The organism is Streptomyces roseochromogenus subsp. oscitans DS 12.976, assembly GCF_000497445.1.
GTDB classification, from domain to species: domain Bacteria; phylum Actinomycetota; class Actinomycetes; order Streptomycetales; family Streptomycetaceae; genus Streptomyces; species Streptomyces oscitans.
The window spans coordinates 8,862,071-8,881,526 of the sequence record NZ_CM002285.1 but is presented as its reverse complement, the minus strand read 5'-3'; the positions used below and the strand labels follow the sequence as shown (position 1 = coordinate 8,881,526).

The 19,456-nt window shown below is 71.6% G+C and carries 18 protein-coding genes and 5 pseudogenes; 12 read left to right on the top strand and 11 right to left on the bottom strand.

What is annotated here, in order from left to right:
* Positions 1 to 22 precede the first annotated feature (22 nt).
* From M878_RS88140 to M878_RS000000101565, 3 genes are all read right to left on the bottom strand, one after another.
* On the bottom strand, positions 23 to 289 hold the full coding sequence (locus M878_RS88140) for a hypothetical protein (protein WP_023553149.1): 267 nt from the start codon (positions 287 to 289) through the stop codon (positions 23 to 25).
* Positions 290 to 367: 78 nt separating this feature from the next.
* The gene (locus M878_RS000000101570) at positions 368 to 487 is read right to left on the bottom strand and encodes a MarR family transcriptional regulator (RefSeq protein ID WP_023553148.1); all 120 of its coding nucleotides are present in this window, start codon (positions 485 to 487) and stop codon (positions 368 to 370) included.
* Entirely contained in the window at positions 487 to 621 is a 135-nt protein-coding gene (locus tag M878_RS000000101565; protein ID WP_342452739.1) for a hypothetical protein, read from the bottom strand. Before M878_RS000000101565 ends, M878_RS000000101570 begins: the two co-directional genes overlap by 1 nt.
* Before the next feature lie 84 nt (positions 622 to 705).
* Here M878_RS000000101565 and M878_RS88130 point away from each other — a divergent pair, with 84 nt between their 5' ends.
* From M878_RS88130 to M878_RS88120, 3 genes are all read left to right on the top strand, one after another.
* Positions 706 to 1,326, top strand: coding sequence for an L-threonylcarbamoyladenylate synthase (locus tag M878_RS88130; protein WP_023553146.1), 621 nt, complete (start codon positions 706 to 708; stop codon positions 1,324 to 1,326).
* Positions 1,327 to 1,451: 125 nt separating this feature from the next.
* Positions 1,452 to 2,207: a dienelactone hydrolase family protein gene (locus M878_RS88125; protein ID WP_023553145.1), complete on the top strand. Its 756-nt coding sequence runs from the start codon at positions 1,452 to 1,454 to the stop codon at positions 2,205 to 2,207.
* 175 nt (positions 2,208 to 2,382) lie between these two features.
* Complete coding sequence (locus M878_RS88120) at positions 2,383 to 3,582, top strand: glycoside hydrolase family 64 protein (RefSeq protein WP_023553144.1); 1,200 nt, start codon at positions 2,383 to 2,385, stop codon at positions 3,580 to 3,582.
* Between the two features lie 50 nt (positions 3,583 to 3,632).
* Here M878_RS88120 and M878_RS88115 read toward each other — a convergent pair whose 3' ends face one another.
* On the bottom strand, positions 3,633 to 6,026 hold the full coding sequence (locus M878_RS88115; protein WP_023553143.1) for a M4 family metallopeptidase: 2,394 nt from the start codon (positions 6,024 to 6,026) through the stop codon (positions 3,633 to 3,635).
* 582 nt (positions 6,027 to 6,608) lie between these two features.
* Between M878_RS88115 and M878_RS88110 the strand changes: the two genes are divergently transcribed.
* Together M878_RS88110 and M878_RS88105 are read left to right on the top strand one after the other, a co-directional pair.
* The gene (locus M878_RS88110) at positions 6,609 to 8,108 is read left to right on the top strand and encodes a metallophosphoesterase family protein (protein ID WP_023553142.1); all 1,500 of its coding nucleotides are present in this window, start codon (positions 6,609 to 6,611) and stop codon (positions 8,106 to 8,108) included.
* Between the two features lie 129 nt (positions 8,109 to 8,237).
* Complete coding sequence (locus tag M878_RS88105) at positions 8,238 to 9,266, top strand: LLM class flavin-dependent oxidoreductase (RefSeq protein ID WP_023553141.1); 1,029 nt, start codon at positions 8,238 to 8,240, stop codon at positions 9,264 to 9,266.
* A gap of 1 nt (position 9,267) precedes the next feature.
* Here M878_RS88105 and M878_RS88100 read toward each other — a convergent pair.
* Together M878_RS88100 and M878_RS95435 are read right to left on the bottom strand one after the other, a co-directional pair.
* Positions 9,268 to 9,540, bottom strand: a pseudogene (locus M878_RS88100) (hypothetical protein); the annotation flags it as partial.
* Positions 9,539 to 10,038: pseudogene (locus M878_RS95435) on the bottom strand (helix-turn-helix transcriptional regulator); the annotation flags it as partial. The pseudogenes M878_RS95435 and M878_RS88100, both read right to left, overlap by 2 nt.
* Before the next feature lie 100 nt (positions 10,039 to 10,138).
* On the opposite strand from M878_RS95435, the gene M878_RS88090 reads away from it, so the two are divergent.
* The 4 genes and pseudogenes from M878_RS88090 to M878_RS000000100645 form a co-directional block, all read left to right on the top strand.
* On the top strand, positions 10,139 to 10,969 hold the full coding sequence (locus M878_RS88090) for an aldo/keto reductase (protein WP_023553138.1): 831 nt from the start codon (positions 10,139 to 10,141) through the stop codon (positions 10,967 to 10,969).
* Positions 10,970 to 11,265: 296 nt separating this feature from the next.
* Positions 11,266 to 12,054 (top strand): aldo/keto reductase, encoded by a 789-nt coding sequence (locus M878_RS88085; protein WP_023553137.1) that lies wholly within the window; start codon positions 11,266 to 11,268, stop codon positions 12,052 to 12,054.
* Between the two features lie 57 nt (positions 12,055 to 12,111).
* A complete protein-coding gene (locus M878_RS88080; RefSeq protein ID WP_023553136.1) occupies positions 12,112 to 12,720 on the top strand; it encodes a DNA polymerase ligase N-terminal domain-containing protein in 609 nt (202 codons plus the stop codon).
* Positions 12,721 to 12,814: 94 nt separating this feature from the next.
* A pseudogene (locus M878_RS000000100645) lies at positions 12,815 to 12,961 on the top strand (cupin domain-containing protein); the annotation flags it as partial.
* A gap of 9 nt (positions 12,962 to 12,970) precedes the next feature.
* Here M878_RS000000100645 and M878_RS88070 read toward each other — a convergent pair.
* Entirely contained in the window at positions 12,971 to 15,301 is a 2,331-nt protein-coding gene (locus M878_RS88070) for a SpoIIE family protein phosphatase (RefSeq protein WP_023553134.1), read from the bottom strand.
* Positions 15,302 to 15,380: 79 nt separating this feature from the next.
* Positions 15,381 to 15,848 (bottom strand): peroxiredoxin, encoded by a 468-nt coding sequence (locus tag M878_RS88065; RefSeq protein WP_023553133.1) that lies wholly within the window; start codon positions 15,846 to 15,848, stop codon positions 15,381 to 15,383.
* A gap of 404 nt (positions 15,849 to 16,252) precedes the next feature.
* Between M878_RS88065 and M878_RS88060 the strand changes: the two genes are divergently transcribed.
* The 3 genes from M878_RS88060 to M878_RS92575 all read left to right on the top strand — a co-directional run bounded on the left by M878_RS88060 (position 16,253) and on the right by M878_RS92575 (position 18,287).
* Positions 16,253 to 16,540, top strand: a complete 288-nt coding sequence (locus M878_RS88060; protein ID WP_023553132.1) for a putative quinol monooxygenase — start codon at positions 16,253 to 16,255, stop codon at positions 16,538 to 16,540.
* A gap of 208 nt (positions 16,541 to 16,748) precedes the next feature.
* Positions 16,749 to 17,312, top strand: a complete 564-nt coding sequence (locus M878_RS92580) for an SH3 domain-containing protein (protein ID WP_023553131.1) — start codon at positions 16,749 to 16,751, stop codon at positions 17,310 to 17,312.
* A gap of 189 nt (positions 17,313 to 17,501) precedes the next feature.
* On the top strand, positions 17,502 to 18,287 hold the full coding sequence (locus tag M878_RS92575) for an XRE family transcriptional regulator (RefSeq protein WP_023553130.1): 786 nt from the start codon (positions 17,502 to 17,504) through the stop codon (positions 18,285 to 18,287).
* Positions 18,288 to 18,315: 28 nt separating this feature from the next.
* Here M878_RS92575 and M878_RS88050 read toward each other — a convergent pair whose 3' ends face one another.
* The 3 genes and pseudogenes from M878_RS88050 to M878_RS95430 all read right to left on the bottom strand — a co-directional run.
* Complete coding sequence (locus M878_RS88050) at positions 18,316 to 18,624, bottom strand: MFS transporter (RefSeq protein WP_023553129.1); 309 nt, start codon at positions 18,622 to 18,624, stop codon at positions 18,316 to 18,318.
* 38 nt (positions 18,625 to 18,662) lie between these two features.
* Positions 18,663 to 19,040 (bottom strand): annotated as a pseudogene (locus tag M878_RS49965) (4-carboxy-4-hydroxy-2-oxoadipate aldolase/oxaloacetate decarboxylase); the annotation flags it as partial.
* A pseudogene (locus M878_RS95430) lies at positions 19,028 to 19,456 on the bottom strand (GntR family transcriptional regulator); the annotation flags it as partial. The pseudogenes M878_RS95430 and M878_RS49965, both read right to left, overlap by 13 nt.

Here is a 19,456-nt window from a genome sequence, read left to right as displayed (position 1 = left end):
GCGGGCCGTCCTGAACGCCCGGTCACCGCCCGCGACCACGGCCGCCCTGAGCGCATGTCCGGCACACCGGGGACGGGCGCCACCCCCATCGCGCGCTGGCGCTGATGACGGGGACCACCACGGACGTACCGGGCGCGCCGCCGATCTTCAGGCTGGTCGCCTGAAGGCCGCCGGCCACCCCGCCGTCGCGTGCAGGCGCGTTGCCGACGATGTCACCGGAGGAGGCCGACAGCACACGGGCACCGAAGCGTTCGGTGAGGGCCGCGACGAGCGGCGAGGCGAGGCTCAACGGCGAGTGGTCACACCCGCCTGAATGGGCGTCATCCGGCGCCGATGGCGGAGCCCAGCGCGTCCATCTCGCCCTCGGTCAGCGCCGGCAAGCCCCTGGCGAGATGGCGACCCGCTTGTCGGCGCTGTCCTGCCCGCGCTCCAGCAGCCCCTGCTCGGTGAGCCGGGAAACCAGCGCACTGACGTTGTCGGGCTTCATCAGCAGGGCGGCTCGGGATGGAGGGGGTCGCGGACGACCCGCCCGTCCAGGGCCCGGTGCAGCGTGGGCAGGGCGTCGGCCGGCGCCGAGGCGAGGCGGTCGACGTCCCGCTGGGGCACGCCGGATCCGGACACGGCCCAACGGTGGAGCCGTGGACACAGGGGGCGGATGGGCGGATGGAGGCGCGTGTGGCGGCCGGGACGGCATAAGCTCGTCGGGTGGCGAAGTACTTCGACGTGCACCCCGAGAACCCGCAGCCGCGCAGCATCGCCCAGATCGCCGACGCGGTGCGGTCGGAAGCGCTCATCGCATACCCGACCGACTCCTGTTACGCGCTGGGCTGCCGGCTGGGCAGCCGGGACGGCATGGACCGGATCCGCTCCATCCGCCATCTGGACGACCGGCACCACTTCACGCTGATGTGCCGGGACTTCGCGCAGCTCGGCCAGTTCGTGCGGGTGGACAACGACGTGTTCCGCGCCGTGAAGGCGTCCACGCCCGGCAGTTACACCTTCATCCTCCCGGCCACCCGTGAGGTACCGCGCAAGCTGCTGCACCCGAAGAAGAAGACCGTGGGTGTGCGCATCCCCGATCACGTGGTCACCCAGGCGCTGCTGGCGGAGCTGGGCGAGCCGCTGCTGTCCAGCACGCTGTTGCTGCCGGACGAGGCGGAGCCGCTGACGCAGGGCTGGGAGATCAAGGACCGGCTCGACCACGTGGTGGACGCGGTGGTCGACTCGGGCGAGTGCGGCACCGAGCCGACGACGGTCGTGGACTTCTCCGGCGGCGAGGCGGAGATCGTACGGCGGGGCGCCGGTGACACCGGCCGCTTCGAGTGAGCACGCCGCACACCCGGCGCCAGGCTCCGGATCTTGCGTGACAGCATGGGCCGTAGCCATGGCGTCGAGGTCCGGCCGACCAGCCCCACCCCGACGCCGATCCCCCAAGGGAGGGTCTGCTCACCATGACCGATGTTCAGGGAAACGATGTCGACATCCGGACCGGGGACGGCATCGCCGACGCCTACGTCGCCCATGCCGCCGACGGACACCCACGTCCGGGTGTGCTGTTCTACCAGGACGCCTACGGACTGCGTCCGCATCTGAGGTCGATGGCCGACCGGCTGGCCGCCGCCGGCTACACCGTGCTGGTGCCGAACGTGTTCTACCGCCTCGGCCGGACCCCGGTCGTCGATCTGCCGGCGTTCATCGACCCGGGTGCCGATCCGACCCTCTGGGAGCGGCTCGGCCCGGTCGTGTCCTCGCTGACGCCGGACCTGGTCGCGCGGGACGCGAGCGCCTATCTGGGCTGGCTGGCCGACAGCCCGCTGGTCGCCGACGGGCCGGTCGCGCTGACCGGTTACTGCATGGGTGCCCGGCTGGCCCTGTGGACGGCGGCCGCGCATCCGGACCGGGTCGCGGCGGCGGCCGGGTTCCACGGCGGCGGCCTCGCCACCGACGAGCCGACCAGCCCGCATCTGGGCGCCCCGGACATCACCGCGGAGCTGTACTTCGGGCACGCCGACAACGACCGGTCGCTGCCCCCGGAGCAGATCGCGCGCTTCGAGGAGGCCCTGACCGCGGCCGGCGTCCGGCACACCTGCGAGGTCTATCCCGGCGCCCACCACGGCTACACCCAGGCGGACACGCCCGCGTACAACCGCGAGGCCGACGAGCGGCACTGGGCGGCGCTGCTGGACCTGCTCAAGCGCACCTTCTGACGCCGGGCCCGGCGCCCGCCCGAGTCCGGCTCACGGCGGGCGCCGGCCCGAAACCGCCTCACGCCACCTTGTCCATCTCATTGACATGCCCGCGTCTCGGGCACGAGTCTGAGAGCGCTCTCAAACAGGTACGGACCAACGTCCGTACAACCCCGACCCCACACGGAGGTAGAGAGTGCCTCAGACACGCACACGCCCGGCGCTGCCCCTGGCGGCCGCCGCGACCCTGGTCGGCGGAGTGCTCGCGCTCGGCGCCCCGGACCGTGCCGGTGCCGCCGTACCGGACACCATCCCGCTGCAGATCACCAACAACTCGGGCCGCTCCGAACCGGTCTATGTCTACGACCTCGGCACCCAGCTGTCCTCCGGGACGCAGGGCTGGGCCGACGCAAACGGCGCCTTCCACGCCTGGCCGGCGGGCGGCAACCCCCCAACTCCCGCTCCGGACGCGGCGATCGACGGTCCGGCACCCGGACAGTCGAAGACGATCCGGATACCGAAGTTCTCCGGCCGGATCTACTTCTCCTACGGCCAGAGGCTCGACTTCCGGCTGGCCACCGGCGGCCTGGTGCAGCCCGCCGTGCAGAACCCCTCCGACCCCAACCGGAACACCCTCTTCAACTGGTCCGAGTACACGCTCAACGACGCCGGGCTGTGGCTGAACAGCACCCAGGTGGACATGTTCTCGGCGCCGTACGCGGTCGGGGTGCGGCGCTCCGACGGCGGTGTGAGCACCACCGGGCATCTGAAGTCCGGTGGCTACACGGGGTTCTTCAACGCGCTGCGCGGCCAGTCGGGCGGCTGGTCAGGGCTGATCCAGACCCGCTCCGACGGCACGGTGCTGCGCGCGCTCTCGCCGCTGTACGGCGTGGAGACCGGCGCCCTGCCGGCGAACGTGATGGACGACTACGTCAACCGGGTCTGGCAGAAGTACACGACGTCGACGCTGACCGTGACGCCGTTCGCCGACCAGCCGGACACCAAGTACTACGGCCGGGTCTCGGGCGGCGTCATGAACTTCACCGACGCCTCGGGCGCGGTCGTCACCAGCTTCCAGAAGCCCGACGCGGACAGCGTCTTCGGCTGCCACAAGCTGCTCGACGCGCCCAACGACAACGTCCGCGGCCCCGTCTCCCGCACCCTGTGCGCGGGTTTCAACCGCTCGACGCTGCTGATCAACGCCCATCAGCCGGACACCACGACGACCGGCTTCTACCAGGACGCCGTGACGAACCAGTACGCGCGTGCCGTTCACGCCGAGATGGCCGACGGGAAGGCCTACGCGTTCGCCTTCGACGACGTCGGGAACCAGGAGTCGCTGGTCCACGACGGCGGACCGCAGCAGGCGTATCTGACGCTGGATCCGCTGAGCTGACAGGCCGCGGCCCCGCACCGCTGGGGTGCGGGGCCGCGGAACGGGGTGACTCAGCCGGTCGTCAGGGCGGTGTCGTCCACGACGAAGCTGGTCTGCAGCGAGGAGTCCTCCACGCCGTTGAACTTCAGCGTGACCGTCGAGCCCGCCAGCGAGGACAGGTCGAAGGTCTTCTGGCTGTAGCCGGAAGCCGCGTTGAGGTTCGAGTAGGTCGCGAGGGTCTTCGAACCCGCGGTCACCGTCAGCTTGTCGTACTGGGTGCCGCTGGTGGTCTCCGAGGTGTCGATGTGCAGGTAGAAGGTCAGGGTCGCCTTGCAGCCCGCGGGGATCGTCACCGACTGGGACAGGGTGTCGGTGTGCGAGCTGCCGTAACCGTCCAGCCAGGCCTTGTACGACCCGCTGTGGGCGGCTTCACCGCTGTCGGTGGTGATGACGCCGCTGGTGGCGGTCCAGCCGGTGCCGCCGGACTCGAAGCCTGGGTTGCTCAGCAGCTGGGCCGAGGTGCAACCGCCGCCACCGGAGTTGACCGTCCAGCTGAAGGTCGCGGTGCCGGTCGCCCCGGTGGAGTCGGTCACCGTCACCGTGGTGTTGGAGGTGCCCGCCGCCGTGGGCGTGCCGGTGATCAGACCGGTGGAGCTGTTGATCGAGAGGCCCGCGGGCAGACCGGAGGCGCTGTAGGACAGGGCGCCGCTGTTGGTGCTGCTCGCCTGGATCTGCAGGCTCACGGCGGTGCCGACGGCCGAGGTCTGGCTGCCGGGGTTGGTGACCGTCACGCCGCTGCTCGGCGGGGTGATGTGGCTGCCGACGTTGATGCCGGCGAAGGCGTTGCCGACGCCCGCGTACTGGGTGGAGTTGGTGCCGTACAGGGCGGCCGCCGCGTTCAGGGCGGCGGTGCGGGCGGCGGCGTAGTCGGTGCTCGACGTCATGTATGTCGTCAGCGCCTTGTACCAGATCTGCAGCGCGGCGGCGCGGCCGATGCCGGTGACGGCGACGCCGTCGGAGGTCGGGCTGTTGTAGGTCACGCCGTTGATGACCTTGGTGCCGCTGCCCTCGGACAGCAGGTAGAACATATGGTTCGCCGGGCCCGAGGAGTAGTGCACGTCGAGGCCGCCGACGCCCGAGTACCAGGAGTCGGCCGAGTTGCCGTCCTTGCTGGGCTTGTCCATGTAGCGCAGCGGGGTGCCGTCGCCGTTGATGTTGATCTTCTCACCGATGAGGTAGTCACCGGGATCCGAGCTGTTGTTGGCGTAGAACTCCACGCCGGTGCCCATGATGTCGCTGGTCGCCTCGTTCAGGCCGCCGGACTCACCGGTGTAGTCCAGGCCCGCGGTGTTGGCGGTGACACCGTGGCTCATCTCGTGGCCGGCCACGTCCAGCGAGGTCAGCGGGTCGTTGTTGCCGGAGCCGTCGCCGTAGGTCATGCAGAAGCAGCTGTCGTCCCAGAACGCGTTCACGTACGCATTGCCGTAGTGCACGCGGGAGTAGGCGCCGACACCGTCGTTCTTGATGCCGCTGCGGCCGAACGTGTTCTTGTAGAAGTCCCAGGTCTCCTGGGCCCCGTAGTGCGCGTCGGCGCCCGCGGTGGCTGCGTTGGAGTTGGTGCCGTCGCCCCAGGTGTCGTTGTTCTGCGAGAACAGAGTCCCCGTGCCCGAGGTGCCGTGGTTCAGGTTGTACGTCTTGTGCCCGCCGCGCACCCCGTCGGTCAGCGTGTACGTCGAACCCGACTGGGTCGTCGTCAGCGTGACCTGGCCGCTGTAGTGGGTGTTGCCGACGCCGGTCTCGATCGCCTGGTACCGGTACAGCTCCTTGCCGGTGGTGGCGTCGGTGATGACGTGCAGCCGGCTGGGCGTGCCGTCGTCCTGGAAGCCGCCGATCACCGTCTCCCAGGCGAGCTTCGGGGTGCCGTCGCCGGCCCAGATCACCTTGCGGGCGCTGTCGGTGGCGGGCTTCCCGGCGGCGAGGGACTTGGCGGTCTTCAAGGCCTTGGCCTCGGCGGCCGACTTGGTGACGGTCGCGGTGGTGGAGGCGACCTTGATCTTGTGCTTGTTGTTGTAGGTGGTGCTCACGGTGCCCGCGGCGAGGGAGGCGGGCGGGGTGTGCACGACGAGGTCGCCGCCGAGGACGGGGAGGCCGGCGTAGGTGCGCTCGTACCGGGTGTGCAGGGTGCCGTCGTTGTCCTTGACGACGTCCTTGACGACCAGCTTCTCCTGGGCGCCGAGCCCGAGGGTGCGGGCGGTCGCGGCGGTCTGCTGCCGGGCGCTGCGCATCAGCGCCTGGTGCTGGGCCGGGCTGAGCTTGGCCGCCAGGCCGCCGGTGCGCAGCGGGCTGGGGTGGGCGGCGGCGGATGTGGCGATCGCCGGGGCGGCCTGGAGGCCGACGGCGAGCAAGGCCGCGGTGGAGACCAGGGCGGCTCCGACCGCGGCCCGCGTGTGCCCTCCGCGGGACACGGGTCTGTGGGGAGAGGATCTGTGGGGCAGGGATCTGTGGGGTTGGCGTCTCACTCGTACTCCTCCTGCTGCGGCCGCCGAGACGCGGCCGGTGACAGACGGGCAGACGGGTCTGCTGCCCGGGCGAGCTGAGCAGTGTGGAACCTGATCCGAGAACACACCGGGAAGGTGCGCGGTGCGTGGAGGAAGGGTGCCAGTCTTGACCCGCACATGTCAGTCATATCGAGTTCAATCGAGGGTTTTCCCTATACCGGACGGCGAGACAACGGATGCCGCTAGATGCCCAAATGCCGCTGCAGAAACTGAATCTGATGTCTCGTCACGACATACCGTCACCTCGGTCCCGACGGGCGGGGAGAGTGTGGGCGGGCGGGACTTTTGGGGTCGGCGAGTCCGTGGATGAGCAGCAGGGGGCGGCTGAGCCGGGGCGCCGAGCGAAGCGGAGACCGGCGCCCGGCTGTTCGCCCAGCTCGTACGGAACTTGGGTGTTCCGGTCGATGCCGAGTCCCGGTCTGTGGGCGACGCGCCCGGACACCGGGGCCGCCGACGGCCGTCGGCCGGTGCGTTGTTACGGTGCACCGCGTGTCTGACTCCTCGCGCGATACCCCACAGGGCGCCGGCTGGGGCTCGGCCGAGCCCGGCGCCTACAAGCAGTTGATGCCGGACCACGTCGAGAAGCTGTCGTGGCTGAATCCACGGACGCTGTGGGCCGCCCGCAACGGCGTCCTGGCGTCCTGGTTCGGTGATCCGACCGGCCGTACCCGTGACCGCTGGGTGGCGCGCCGGGCGGCGGCCGGGGCGCCCGCCGACAAGGTGATCAGGCGGGACGGCACCGACCGGTTCTCCTTCATGGTCATCGGGGACACCGGCGAGGGCGACGGCGGCCAATACGCCGTCGTACCCGGCTTTTTGAAGGTGAGTCAGGATACCGACTTCGCGGTGATCGCGAGCGATGTGATCTATCCTGTGGGCAGCGCCGAGGACTACGGCGACAAGTTCTTCCGGCCATACCAGGACTATCCAGCGCCGATCTACGCCATACCGGGCAACCACGACTGGTACGAGGACCTCGGCGCGTTCATGCGTGTCTTCTGCGACACCCCGCCGCTCGACCACGGGCCCCGGCCGCGCCCGCTCGGCCGCGCCTGGTGGCGCGCCCTGCTGTGGCACCGGGCCCGGCCGACCGACGAGCAACGGCTCGCCGCCGCACGGGCCTTGCGGTCGGCTCCCGGTCAACAGGCCGCGCAACCCGGGCCGTACTGGGCGATCGACGCGGGCCCGGTGCGGATCGTCGGCATCGACACCGGTCTGCTCGGCACGATCGACGCCGGACAGGGCGCCTGGCTGCGCGAGGTGTCCCGGGACCCGAAGCCGAAGATCCTGATCACCGGGTCGCCGCTGTACGTCGACGGCGAGCACCACCCGTGCGCGATCGAAGGCGGCGGGACGGTGGACGAGATCGTGCGGGACCCGGACCACCACTACGTGGCCGCGATCGGCGGCGACATCCACAACTACCAGCGCTACCCGGTCGACGTGGACGGCCGCACCATCCAGTACGTGGTCGCGGGCGGCGGCGGGGCGTTCATGCACGCCACGCACACCATCCCGCGCGTGTCGGTCGGCGGGGTCACCGAGCGGGACTTCCGCTGCTATCCGCTGCGCGGCGACTCGCTCGCCTTCTACAGCCATCTGTACGGCCGCCGGCTGCGGCTGCCCCGTCTCCTCGACCTGACCGAGGCCGAGGCTACCGCGATCGTCGCCGAACGGCTCGGCATCGAGCCGGGCCGCAAGCCGGGCTCCGACGCCCGGGTCACCCGGCGCACCCGTCTGGTCGCGAGCCTGCTCGGCACCGGTGGCCGCCCGGACCGTACATCCCGCTTCCGGCTGCCCGTGCACAAGGTCTACACCCAGCTGTTCTCGCCCGGCTCGGCCACCTACAGCCCGCCGTTCTTCAAGTGCTTCCTGCGCCTCGACGTCGCTCCTGAGGAGGTACGGCTGCGCTGCTTCGCCGCCACCGGCAACCGCGCGCAGGAGGTCGATCCGCCGGTCGAGGACGAGGTCGTCATCCCGCTGAAGTGATCGGCTGAACTGATCGGCTGAACTGATCGTCTGGAGTGTTCGGCTGGAGTGATCAGAAGTGATCACACGGTTGTCACATCGACCTGCCAGAATCGGGACAGAGCCGTCGTACGACCGCTGGAGGAGCCCGTGCCGTCCACCCCTCGTCCGCTGCGCAAGCTGGGCTTTCTCACGATCGGCCTGTTCGACGCGGCGGATCCGGCCCGGGGCCACGAGTCCACACTGCAGATCATCGAGCTGGGCGAGCGGCTGGGCTTCGACAGCGCCTGGGTCCGCCACCGTCATCTGCAGTACGGCATCTCCTCCCCGGTGGCGGTCCTCGCGGCGGCCTCCCAGCGCACGCGGCGCATCGAGCTGGGCACGGCGGTGATCCCGCTGGGCTGGGAGAACCCGCTGCGGCTGGCCGAAGACCTGGCGACAGTCGACCTGCTGTCCGGCGGCCGGCTGAACCCGGGCGTGAGCGTGGGCCCGCCGATGCACTACGAGCAGATCAAGGAGGCGCTGTACCCCGACACCGCCGACGTCGAGGACTTCTCCTACGAGCGGGTACGGCGGCTGCTGGACTTCGTGCGCGGCAAGCCCGCAAGCGACTTCAGCGGGGTCGAGGGCTTCGAGGTCTTCTCCGATGTGGTCCAGCCGCACTCCCCCGGTCTGGGCCGGCGGCTGTGGTACGGCGGCGCGAGCCTCGGCTCGGCGCGCTGGGCGGGCGAGCACGGCATGAACTTCCTGACCAGCAGTGTGGTCAAGGCGGAACAACCGGACGGGCCCTGGGACTTCGCGGCGATCCAGCTGTCCCTCATCCGGGAGTTCCGCGACCGTCATCCCGATGGCGAGGCGGCCCGGGTCTCGCAGGGGCTGGTCGTGATTCCCACCGACTCCGCGAGCCCGGAGCAGCGCGCCAAGTACGAGGCGTACGCGGCCCGGCGCCTGCCCCGCACGGCCTCCCCGCAGGGACCGGCCCGGCTGCTGTTCGCCCCGGACCTGGTCGGCACCTCGGAGGAGATCGCCGAACGGCTGCGCGCGCATGCCGCGTTCCGTGAGGTGGACGAGGTGGCGTTCGCGCTGCCGTTCACCTTCGAACACGAGGACTACATACAGATCCTGACGGACATGGCGACGAAGCTGGGCCCCGCGCTGGGGTGGCGGCCGGCCGGCTGATTCACCAACGCCCCACCGCCGTACCGGTGACCGCTTCCGACCGCCTGCCGTCCACCCCGACCGGCACGTCGCCCGCGAGCATCACCCGGTGCATGATCCGGGGAAAGCCCAAGTGGGCGTCGTCGCTGGGGGTGAGGTGGATGACAGCCACACCGAGCAGGTGCTCGGCGCGCAGCCCGTACACAAAGGCCCGAACCGGCGCCGAGAGCCCGGCGTAGGCGACGGACAGGCCGACCCGGGCCGTGTCGCCGGCGTAGTGAGGGACGGGCTCGGCGCAGGGCGTCCCGGAAGCCGCGCAGCCGCTTCACGGAGGCGATGTCGTGCTGCCCGCCGACCAGAACGAGCCGACGGTGCCCGGCCTCCGGCAGCAGCCGTGCGGCGGTGCGCCCGCCGGCCCGCTCGGCCGGGACGACGGCGGGCAGCGAGTCGTCCTCGGGCAGGCGGTCGGCGAGCACGGAGTGGATGCGGTGCAGCCCCTCGGGTACCCGGATCCGGCGCAGGGACATGGCCGCGTGGATGATGCCGTCTCCCCGCCGGTCGAGGGTTCGGCGACGGCCGCGTCCTCCTTGGCCGGGTCGCCGCCGGAGTCCACGGTGACCACGAGGTGGCCGCCGTCCCAGGTGGTCTCCACCGCGCCGCGCAGCAGCCGGCCGGCCGGCGAACGGGACGAGGCGATCTCCCCGGTGACCAGCCCGATCACGGACGTACGGCGACGGCGCAGGCCGCGGGCGACCGGGGCGGGCCGGTAGCCGAGCTGGGCGGCGGCCCGCCGCCGCCATGCCGTCCGCTGCCTTCTCCCACCCGTCCGCTTGATCACCCCTCGCCCTGTCCGTGAGGCTGGAGGGACGACACAGTCGAGGGAAGGTCCCATCGTGAACGGTATTCCGGCGTACACGCTCAACGACGGTACGGCGATCCCCGCCATCGGCCTCGGCACCTGGCCACTCGACGACGCGGCGGCCGAGCGGGCCGTGGGTTCCGCGCTCGGCCTGGGCTACCGGCTGGTGGACACCGCGGCGAACTACGGCAACGAGACCGGTGTCGGGCGGGGCATAGCGGGCAGTGGCGTGCCGCGTGAGGAACTGGTGGTGACCACCAAGCTGCCCGGCCGGCACCACGGCTACGAGGAGACCCTCGCCTCCTTCGAGGAGTCCCGGCAGCGGCTGGGCCTGGAGTATGTGGACCTGTATCTGATCCACTGGCCCAACCCCCGGATCGGCAAGTACGTCGACTCCTGGAAGGCGATGATCAAGCTGCGCGAGGACGGGCTGGTCCGCTCGATCGGCGTCTCGAACTTCACTCCGGAGCACATCACGCTGCTGGACAAGGAGACCGGCGTGCTGCCGTCGGTGAACCAGATCGAGTTGCATCCGCTGTTCCCGCAGGAGGAGCTGCGCGCCTTCCACGCGGACAAGGGCATCATCACCGAGAGCTGGAGTCCGCTGGGCCGGGGCAGCAAGGTGCTGGACGACCCCGCGGTCGCGCGGATCGCCGAGTTGCACGGGGTGACTCCGGGCCAGGTGCTGCTGCGCTGGCACCTCCAGATGGGCGCGCTGCCCATCCCGAAGTCGGCCGATCCGGGCCGGCAGCGCGCCAACCTGGACGTCTTCGGCTTCACGCTGGACTCCGGCCAGCTGGCGGCGATCGCCCGCCGCGCTCCGCGCCGGCTCGGCGGCGATCCCGAGCGGCACGAGGAGTTCTGAGCCGGCCGGAAGCTCTCCCGCTCCTCGATCCGCTGCCGCGCGCCGCCCCTCCGGGTGCCGTTGCTCGGGGGCGGCGAGTGGGGGCACCTCCCACGTCTTCAAGGCGGTGGGGAGGGAGTTTGACGACAGGGCCTGAGGCCGTTCGCCAGCGCCCGGCGGGCGGTGGCCGGCCCTGTCACTCCCAGGATCGCCGGGGTAATGCAAGGGCGGGCGCCGCGGGCACAGGGTGGAAACCGGGGTCGCCGGAGCGAGAGCGGTGGCCCGGACAACATGAGCACCATCCTGAGAGGTACGACATGACTGCACAGCTCGGCGGCACGATCACCCCGGCAGACGGCCTGGCCCTGACCCGCGTCGGCTACGGCGCCATGCAACTGGCCGGGCCGGGTGTCTCCGGTCCGCCGAAGGACCGTGACCGGGCCGTCGCGGTGCTCCGCGCGGTGGTGGAGGCGGGCATCACGCACATCGACACCGCCGACTTCTACGGTCCCGCGGTCGTCAACGAGATCATCAGGGAGGCTCTGCACCCCTACCCCGAGGACCTGAAGGCGCAGGTGTACGACAACCTGCGCAACCTCGGCGTGGATGCCCTGGACGTGGTCAATCTGCGGCTGGGCGACGCGGACGCCCCGAACGACGACTCCCTGGCCGAGCAGTTCGGCGCGCTGGCCGGGCTGCGGGAGCGGGGGCTGATCCGGCACCTGGGGCTGAGCACGGTGACCGCCGCGCAACTGGACGAGGCGCTGGCCATCGCACCCGTGGTGAGCGTGCAGAACCTGTACAACCTGGCCAACCGGCAGGACGACGCCCTCGTGGCGCGCACGGCCGCCGGCAACATCGCCTTCGTGCCGTACTTCCCGCTCGGCGGTTTCACCCCGCTGCAGTCCGGAACGCCGGCGAAGGTCGCCGCCCGGCTGGATGCCTCGCCGCAGCAGGTGGCGCTGGCCTGGCTGCTGCGCCGGTCGCCGAACATCGCGCTCATCCCCGGTACGTCCTCGCCGGAGCACTTGCGGGAGAACATCGCCGCCGCGAGCCTGGTGCTGCCGGACGACGCGGTCGCCGAGCTGGACGGCATCGCGGGCTGAACGGCCCGGCCGGGGGTACTCGGGGCCCGTGGGGCGGACGCACGGAAGGAGCCGCACGTGGCAGCGGAGGACCGGCTGCGGACGTATCGCGGCAAGCGCGACTTCGAGCGGACCCGTGAACCGTCGGGGCAGCAGCACCGGGAGGGGGGAGAGCAGCCTCATTTCGTGGTGCAGATCCACGACGCGCGGCGGATGCACTTCGACTCCCGGCTCCAGGTCGACGACGTCCTGAAGTCCTGGTCGGTCCCGAAGGGCCCGTCCACCGACCCCGGGGACAAGCGGCTGGCCGTACCGACGGAGGACCATCCGCTGGAGTACGAGGACTTCGAGGGCGTGATCCCGAAGGGCGAGTACGGCGGCGGCACGGTGATCGTGTGGGACCGCGGCACTTATGAGCCGCTCAGCCACGACCGCGGGGGCCGTCCGGTGGAGTTCGGGGAGTCTTTGGAGCGCGGGCACGCCACGTTCCGGCTGCACGGGGCGAAGCTGCACGGCGAGTACGCGCTCACCCGGTTCCGCAGCGGTGCGGACGAGGAGGAGGCCTGGCTGCTGGTGCGCAAGGGCCCGGCGCGGTCGGACGGCCACGGCACCCCCGATCCCCGGCGTGCCCGCTCGGTGCGCACCGGCCGCACCCTCGCCCAGGTCGCGGCCGACGGCGAGCAGTGAACGGCAGTGCCAGGAGGGGTTGCAGGCCCGGGAGCGGATCCGGATCGCGGAATTCGGCCCCAACTCGCCCCAGTGGGCTTCATGTTCATCGTGACACCACGACGGGCCGCTGTACGGCGTGGCGAAGCAGGGCACGCTCAGCCAGTACTATGCGCTCTCTGCGCTCTCTGGGCTCCATGTGCTGCCGCACGGCTCCCCGTTCTCGGAGGACGCGCCGAACCCGGGCCGCCCGTTCCAGTGAGCGGGCTGGTCAGGTGTCGGGCAGTGCCTGCTCGGCCCAGATCGTCTTGCCCCGGCCGGTCTGTCTGCTGCCCCAGCGCTGGGTGAGCTGGGCGACCAGCAGCAGTCCGCGGCCGCCCTCGTCGTAGGCGTGCGCCCGGCGCAGATGCGGTGAGGTGGAACTGGCGTCGGAGACCTCGCAGATGAGCGCGCGGTCGCGGATCAGCCGGAGCTGGATGGGCGGTTCGCCGTAGCGGATGGCATTGGTGACGAGTTCGCTGACGACGAGTTCGGTGACGAAGGCGGCCTCGTCCAGCCCCCAGGTGGCCAGTTGCTCGCCGACCGCCTGCCGGAAGGCGGCGACTTCGGCGGGGTCGGGCGGGACGTCCCAGGTGGCGACCCGGTCGGCGCCGAGGGCGCGGGTGCGCACGAGCAGCAGGGCGACGTCGTCGCTGTGCTGGTCGGGCAGGACGGCCTTCAGGACGCTGTCGCACAGGGCCTCGAGGGAGGCGGTGGGTGCGCTGAGGGCTCTGCGCAGTGCGTCGGCGGCACCGTCGAGGTCCCGGTCGCGGTCCTCGATCAGGCCGTCGGTGTAGAGCGCGACGACCGAGCCCTCGGGCAGCTCCAGCTCCGTCGCCTCGAACGGCAGCCCGCCGACACCGAGGGGTGGTCCGGCGCTCATGGGGATGGACTCGGCGGTGCCGCCCGGCAGGACGACGGCCGGGGCCGGGTGGCCGGCGGCGGCCAGGGTGAGGAGGCGGGAGACGGGGTCGTAGACGGCATACAGGCAGGTGGCACCGAGTTCGGCCACCTCCTCGCCGCTGTCCTCGGCGGCCAGGTGGGTGACCAGGTCGTCCAGGTGCGTGAGGAGTTCGTCGGGCGGCAGATCGACGTCGGCGAGGGTGCGTACGGCCGTGCGCAGTCGGCCCATGGTGGCCGAGGACTGGATGCCGTGGCCGACGACGTCGCCCACGACGAGGCCGACCCGGCCGCCGGAGAGCGGGATGACGTCGAACCAGTCGCCGCCGATGCCGGCCAGCGATCCGCACGGCAGATAGCGGTGGGCCACCTCGACCGCGGCCTGTCCGGGCAGGCCCCTCGGCAGCAGGCTGTGCTGGAGGGCGAGGGCGGTGGTGCGCTCGCGGGCGAAGCGGCGGGCGTTGTCGATGGAGACGGCGGCGCGGCTGCCGAGTTCCTCGGCGAAGACGGCGTCGTCGCAACCGTAGTCGTCGGGGTGGGCCGAGCGCACACAGACCGCGATGCCCAGCGTGGTGCCGCGGGCCCGCAGGGGCACCGCGAGCAGGGAGTGGACGCCCAGCCGATGGGGGCGGCTCTCCGGCGAGCGCGCGTTGCGCTCCTCCAGCCATTCGACGAACTCCGGCTCGCCGGCCTGGCTGAGCATCGCGCGGCCCTCGCGCAGGGCGCGGGCGGGCGGTGAGCCCGGCGGATAGAGATCTGTCTCGCCGATGCGGACGGCCGCGCCGGGATTGCCCTCGTGGGTCGAGCCGTGGGCGATGCGGTGCAGTACGACGACGCCGTCCGGCATCATCGGCGGCTCGTCCGCGCCCAGCACCCAGTCGAGCAGGTCGACACTGGCGAAGTCGGCGTAGCGCGGGACGAGGATGTCGATCAGTTCCTCGGCGGTGCGCACCACGTCCAGGGTGGTGCCGACGGCGGTCGTAGCCTCGTTGAGCAGGGCGAGACGGCGGCGGGCCCAGTACTGCTCGGTGTTGTCGAAGGCGGCCATGGCGACCCCGGTCAGCTCGCCGGAGGCGGCGCGCAGCGGCCACATCTCGATGCTCCACAGGTGCTCCCGGTTCAGGGCGGGGGCGCCGGCGAAGCTCTCGTAGCGGACGGGCCGGCCGGTCTCGGCGACCTCCCGGAGATGGCGCAGGAAGCCCTGGTTGTATGCGGTCTCCTCCACGGTCTCCGGGAAGAAGCGGCCGGTCAGCGCGGACTCGGGGACGCCCATCACCTTGCAGGCGGTGTCGTTGACCCGGACATAGCGCTGCTGGAGGTCGAAGACCGACATGGACATGGAGGCCTGTTCGAAGGCCTCGGCCGGCAGGGTGGCGTCGGGTGGGTCAGCCGTGATGACGAAGCCGGTGGGCTGCCCGTCGGCCCCGGCGACAGGGCAGGCGGTGACGGCCAGGTCGATGCGGTGGCCGTCACGGTGACGCAGCGCGACGATACCGGCGCGCGCGGCGAGCACGTCGTCCGGGATGTCCTCGGCGAGCAGTTCGGCGGCGGGCCGGCCCACGACATCCGCGGCCGGACGGCCCGTGAGCCGCCGCGCTCCCTCGCTCCACCCGGTCACCGTGCCAAGGGCATCGATGACCACCACGGCGGCGCCATGCTTCATATGCCCCAGGATGTTCCGATTGCCGCGGCACATCAAGCGCGCGAGCGTGCCGGAGGGTCCGGCGAGGGACAGGAGCCGTTCAGCCCTTGTGGGCGCGCAGGGCGGTCAGGGCCCGGTCGGCGTGGGTGTTCATGCGCAGCTCGCTGCGGACGATCTCCAGCACCGTGCGATCCTGAGCGATCACGAAAGTGACGCGTTTGGTGGGGACGAGGGAGAAACCGCGCTTGACCCCGAACCGCTCACGGACCGTGCCGTCGGCATCGGAGAGCAGCGGCATGCCGAGGCCGTGCCGGCCGGCGAACTCCTGCTGCTTGTCGACGCCGTCGCCGCTGATACCGACGGGCCGGGCGCCGACGGCGGCGAACTCGGCGGCGAGGTCGCGGAAGTGGCAGGCCTCGGCGGTGCAGCCAGGGGAGAGAGCGGCGGGGTAGAAGAAGAGCACCACCGGCCCGTCGGCCAGCAGCTCGCTGAGCCGGCGGGTGGCACCGGTCTCGTCGGGCAGGGCGAAGTCCTCGGCCTTGTCCCCGACCTCGATACGTTCCGTCATGACCGTCCCTCCTCGTTCGGGCCCCTTGCCGGGTCCGACTCGTTCCGGGCGACTCCCCGCGCCGGATATTACTGGACGGTAGACACGAGGGCGCTCCCTTTCCGCAGGACGCCGGTGTCAGGCCGTAAGACCGTCACGCCGTGCCCCGATGCCGTCCGCCTCCCGGCACACATGACGTACCCGCCCTTCCGCAGGTGCCGCACGGCCCGCGCCACATGCGAGGCCGCCACGCCCAGGCGCCGCGCCGGCTTCCCCGGCCGCAGCGGATCGGAGTCGGCGATCCGCCGTCGGACGGCGATTCCGTGGGCATGCCCGTATCCCCTGCGTGTCGCACAGGCCGCCCATCGCCGTGAGCGTGCTGGAATCAGCGGGTCCACCGCTCTTCCTGGCACCGGAGGAACTCCATGGCCTTCGCCGTCGTCGCCCAGTACCAGTGCGCCCCCGCCGACGCGGACACCGTGCGCGACGCGCTGCGGAAGATGCGCGAACTCGTCCCGTCGGAACCCGCGAACCTCGCCTACGAGGCGCACGAGGTCGTCGACCGGCCGGGGGCGTTCGTGCTGTACGAGTGCTACACCGACCGGGCCGGCTTCGAGGCGCACAAGGTGACGGACCATTTCGCGGAGCTGATCCGGGGAACGGTGTTCCCCCTGCTCAAGGAGCGGACCATCACCATGGCCGAGACGCTCTGACACATCACCCGGACGTCCGCCGGGACGGACGGGAGGGCGGAACACCCCTGCGCCGCGGACCGGACGACCTGCGCCGGACGGGGCCCGTCCCACGGGACGTCCCGGCCGTCCCCGGGGACAGCGGGACGGCATCCTGATGACCCGCCACGGAAACGCTTGCTGTCGTGATCACTGCTCGTGGTCACGAGAACGACAGCCGGAGGTTTCCATGATCCTACGGACTCTGAAGGGCGGTCTGCTGGCCACGGTCACGGTGCTCGCACTCCTGCCCACGGCGGCCGGTGCCACCGCGGCGACCGCCGCACAGCACCCGGTGCCCAGCGCCGTCGCCCAGTACGCCACCCACCACCGCGCCCACCACCGCCACCACCTCCGCAGGCACCACGCACACCGCGTGTACCGCGGCCACCGCTCCACGACCCAGGCAGCGGTGTACCTCTCCGTCGAGCGGGCGATGGCCTACCGGCTCGCCTCGCACATGGCGCTGTACCACCTGGACCACCGTCTCGCGGTGCAGCCGGTGTCGCACCGTCGCGTGCTGCCCGTCACCGGCCGGGTCGCCACGCGTCACGCCTGGCTGAACGTCCGTTCCGGGCCGGGCACCGGCTACCGGGTGGTCGGTCACCGGCAGAAGGGCCGGCAGCTGGCGCTCGTCTGCCAGACGCGCGGCTCCTGGGTGCACGGGAACCGCGTCTGGTACCGGCTACGGCACCACGCGGGCTATGTCTCGGCCCACTACGTCCGCGCCAATCGCACCCTTCCCTGGTGCTGACGGCACGACACCGCCGCACCGCCTAGCTGCCGAAGGCCCGTTCGACGACCCCCGAACGGGCCTTCGGCACGCCCGCGCACCTCACCCTCCTCATACCTCACCGGACGTTGCAGTCGCCGCACTGCTGGGCAGCCATTCCGACAACAGGGGCTAAAGCGCCCATAGCGGAAACGGAGCCGAGGACGCACGATGCGGCACCCCCAAGGATCGACCACACCGGACGACCCACTGGTGGTGGGACTGCGCGAACTGAAGGACCGTACGGGGCTGAGCCTCGCGGCGCTGGCCGCGCGCACCCCGTACAGCAAGTCCGCGTGGCACCGCTATCTGTCCGGCGGCACGCCACCGCCGAGGGCCGCCGTGGAGGCGCTGTGCCGGCTCGCGGGCGCCGACCCCGAGGCCGTACTGGCGCTGTGGGAGGCGGCCGACGCCTCCGCGGCCACGGCCGGGCCGGAGAAACCCGGCCGGATGCGGCGGTTCCGGAAGATCGTGTCCTGGCGGGCGCCCTGGCTGCCGCTGTCCGCGCTCGCGCTGTTCGGCGTGGCGACGGCGGTGACGGCCGTCATCGCCCTGTGTACGCGGCCGGGCAACGCGCCCACCGAGCAGCCCGTGTCGGCGGTGCCCCGCTGTCACGGCCGGTCCTGCCAGGGCGAGTTGCCCGATGCTTCGATGTGCGCCAGGGACGCGCGGACCGTGAGCACGGTCACCGACCCCGCCTACACCGTGCGGTTGCGCTACTCGCCCGCCTGCGGGACCGCCTGGTCCGAGGTGCGGCTGCGGTCGGCCAAGACGCATGAGGTGTCGGTACGGGCCGGGCAGGACGTGCTCTCGGCCGGCTATCCGGCGGACGACTCCGCCGGGGACAGCAGTCCCATGCTCTCGGTGTCCTCGCCACGGGGCGTGGAGGCGTGTGCCGAGGTGGACAGGGAACTGGCCTGCACGGGCCTGGACGTGGAGCCGGACGCGCAGCGGTGAGAGAGCAGCGGTGAGAGACAGGAGGCGGTCACGGCACCGCACGGAAGCGGGGGGCGGTGACGAGCTTCTGCCCGGTGCCACTGGGCTCGGGCCGCCGGGCCGAACGCAGGGCGGCGATGCCGATGAACACCATGGACGACACACCGGCGAGCGCGAAGGCGGTGAAGCCCCAGTCACCGTCGCCCGCGGCGGGCAACTGGCCGCCCGGCCAAGGCCCGGGGACGGCACTGAAGCGGCCCATGCCCGAGGTCCGGCCGACGGCCGTGGCACGGTTGTCCGGCGTGGACCGGAGGGAGACAGTCGCGTAGATCGTCGTCTGGGCGCTGTTGAGGAACACGCCGGTGAGGAGGACGACCAGGAAGGTCAGGCCCAGCGGTCGTCGGCGAGGATCACATCACCGGGGCGGACGACCTGGCCGCCGAGAGCGACAGGGACGTTGACGGAGCCGCCCGTCGTCTTCACGGTGCCTTGCGCGCTGACGGCCGCCGACCAGGCGGGGAAGCCGAGTTCGCGCAGTTCCCGGGTGTCGCGGTCGCCCGCGTCGATGACCAGGCCGCGCACCCCGCGCTGCCGCAGCGCGGTGGCGAACAGCTCGCCGGACATGCAGTCGGTCGACGGGGAGGTGGTGGTGACGACCAGGATGTCGCCCGCGCCGCACTGCTCCACGGCGGCGTGGAGCACGAGGTTGTCGCCGGGCCAGGACAGCACGGTGACCGCGGTACCGGCGACCCGGACGCCCTGCTGGACGGGGCGCGGCCGGGCCGGGCCTCGATCATCACCAGGTGCTCGGCCAGGCGCCGGGGCCGGAGCGCCAACTGGAGGAGGTGGCCGACCAGTTGGGCGCTGTGCCGCTCCAGCAGCTCGACCGCGGTCCGTCGGCCGGAGATCTCCCGGATGCGGTCATGGAGTCGGTGGTTGAGGTCGGAGTAGGTGGCCGGCCCGCCGCCGGCGACGGCCTTCTCCATCGCTGCGCCGAGATCGGCCAGTTCGGTCAGCTGATCGTCACTGGTGGCGATGGCAGCCTTGGCCGCGCACAGTCCTTCAGGACCATGCGGCACTCCGTGATCGCGACCGCTTCCTCCACGGTCGCCACCCGCACCCACGAGCCGCGGTTGCGGATCCGCTCGACCAGTCCCCGTGCCTCCAGATCGATCAGTGCCGCACGGATA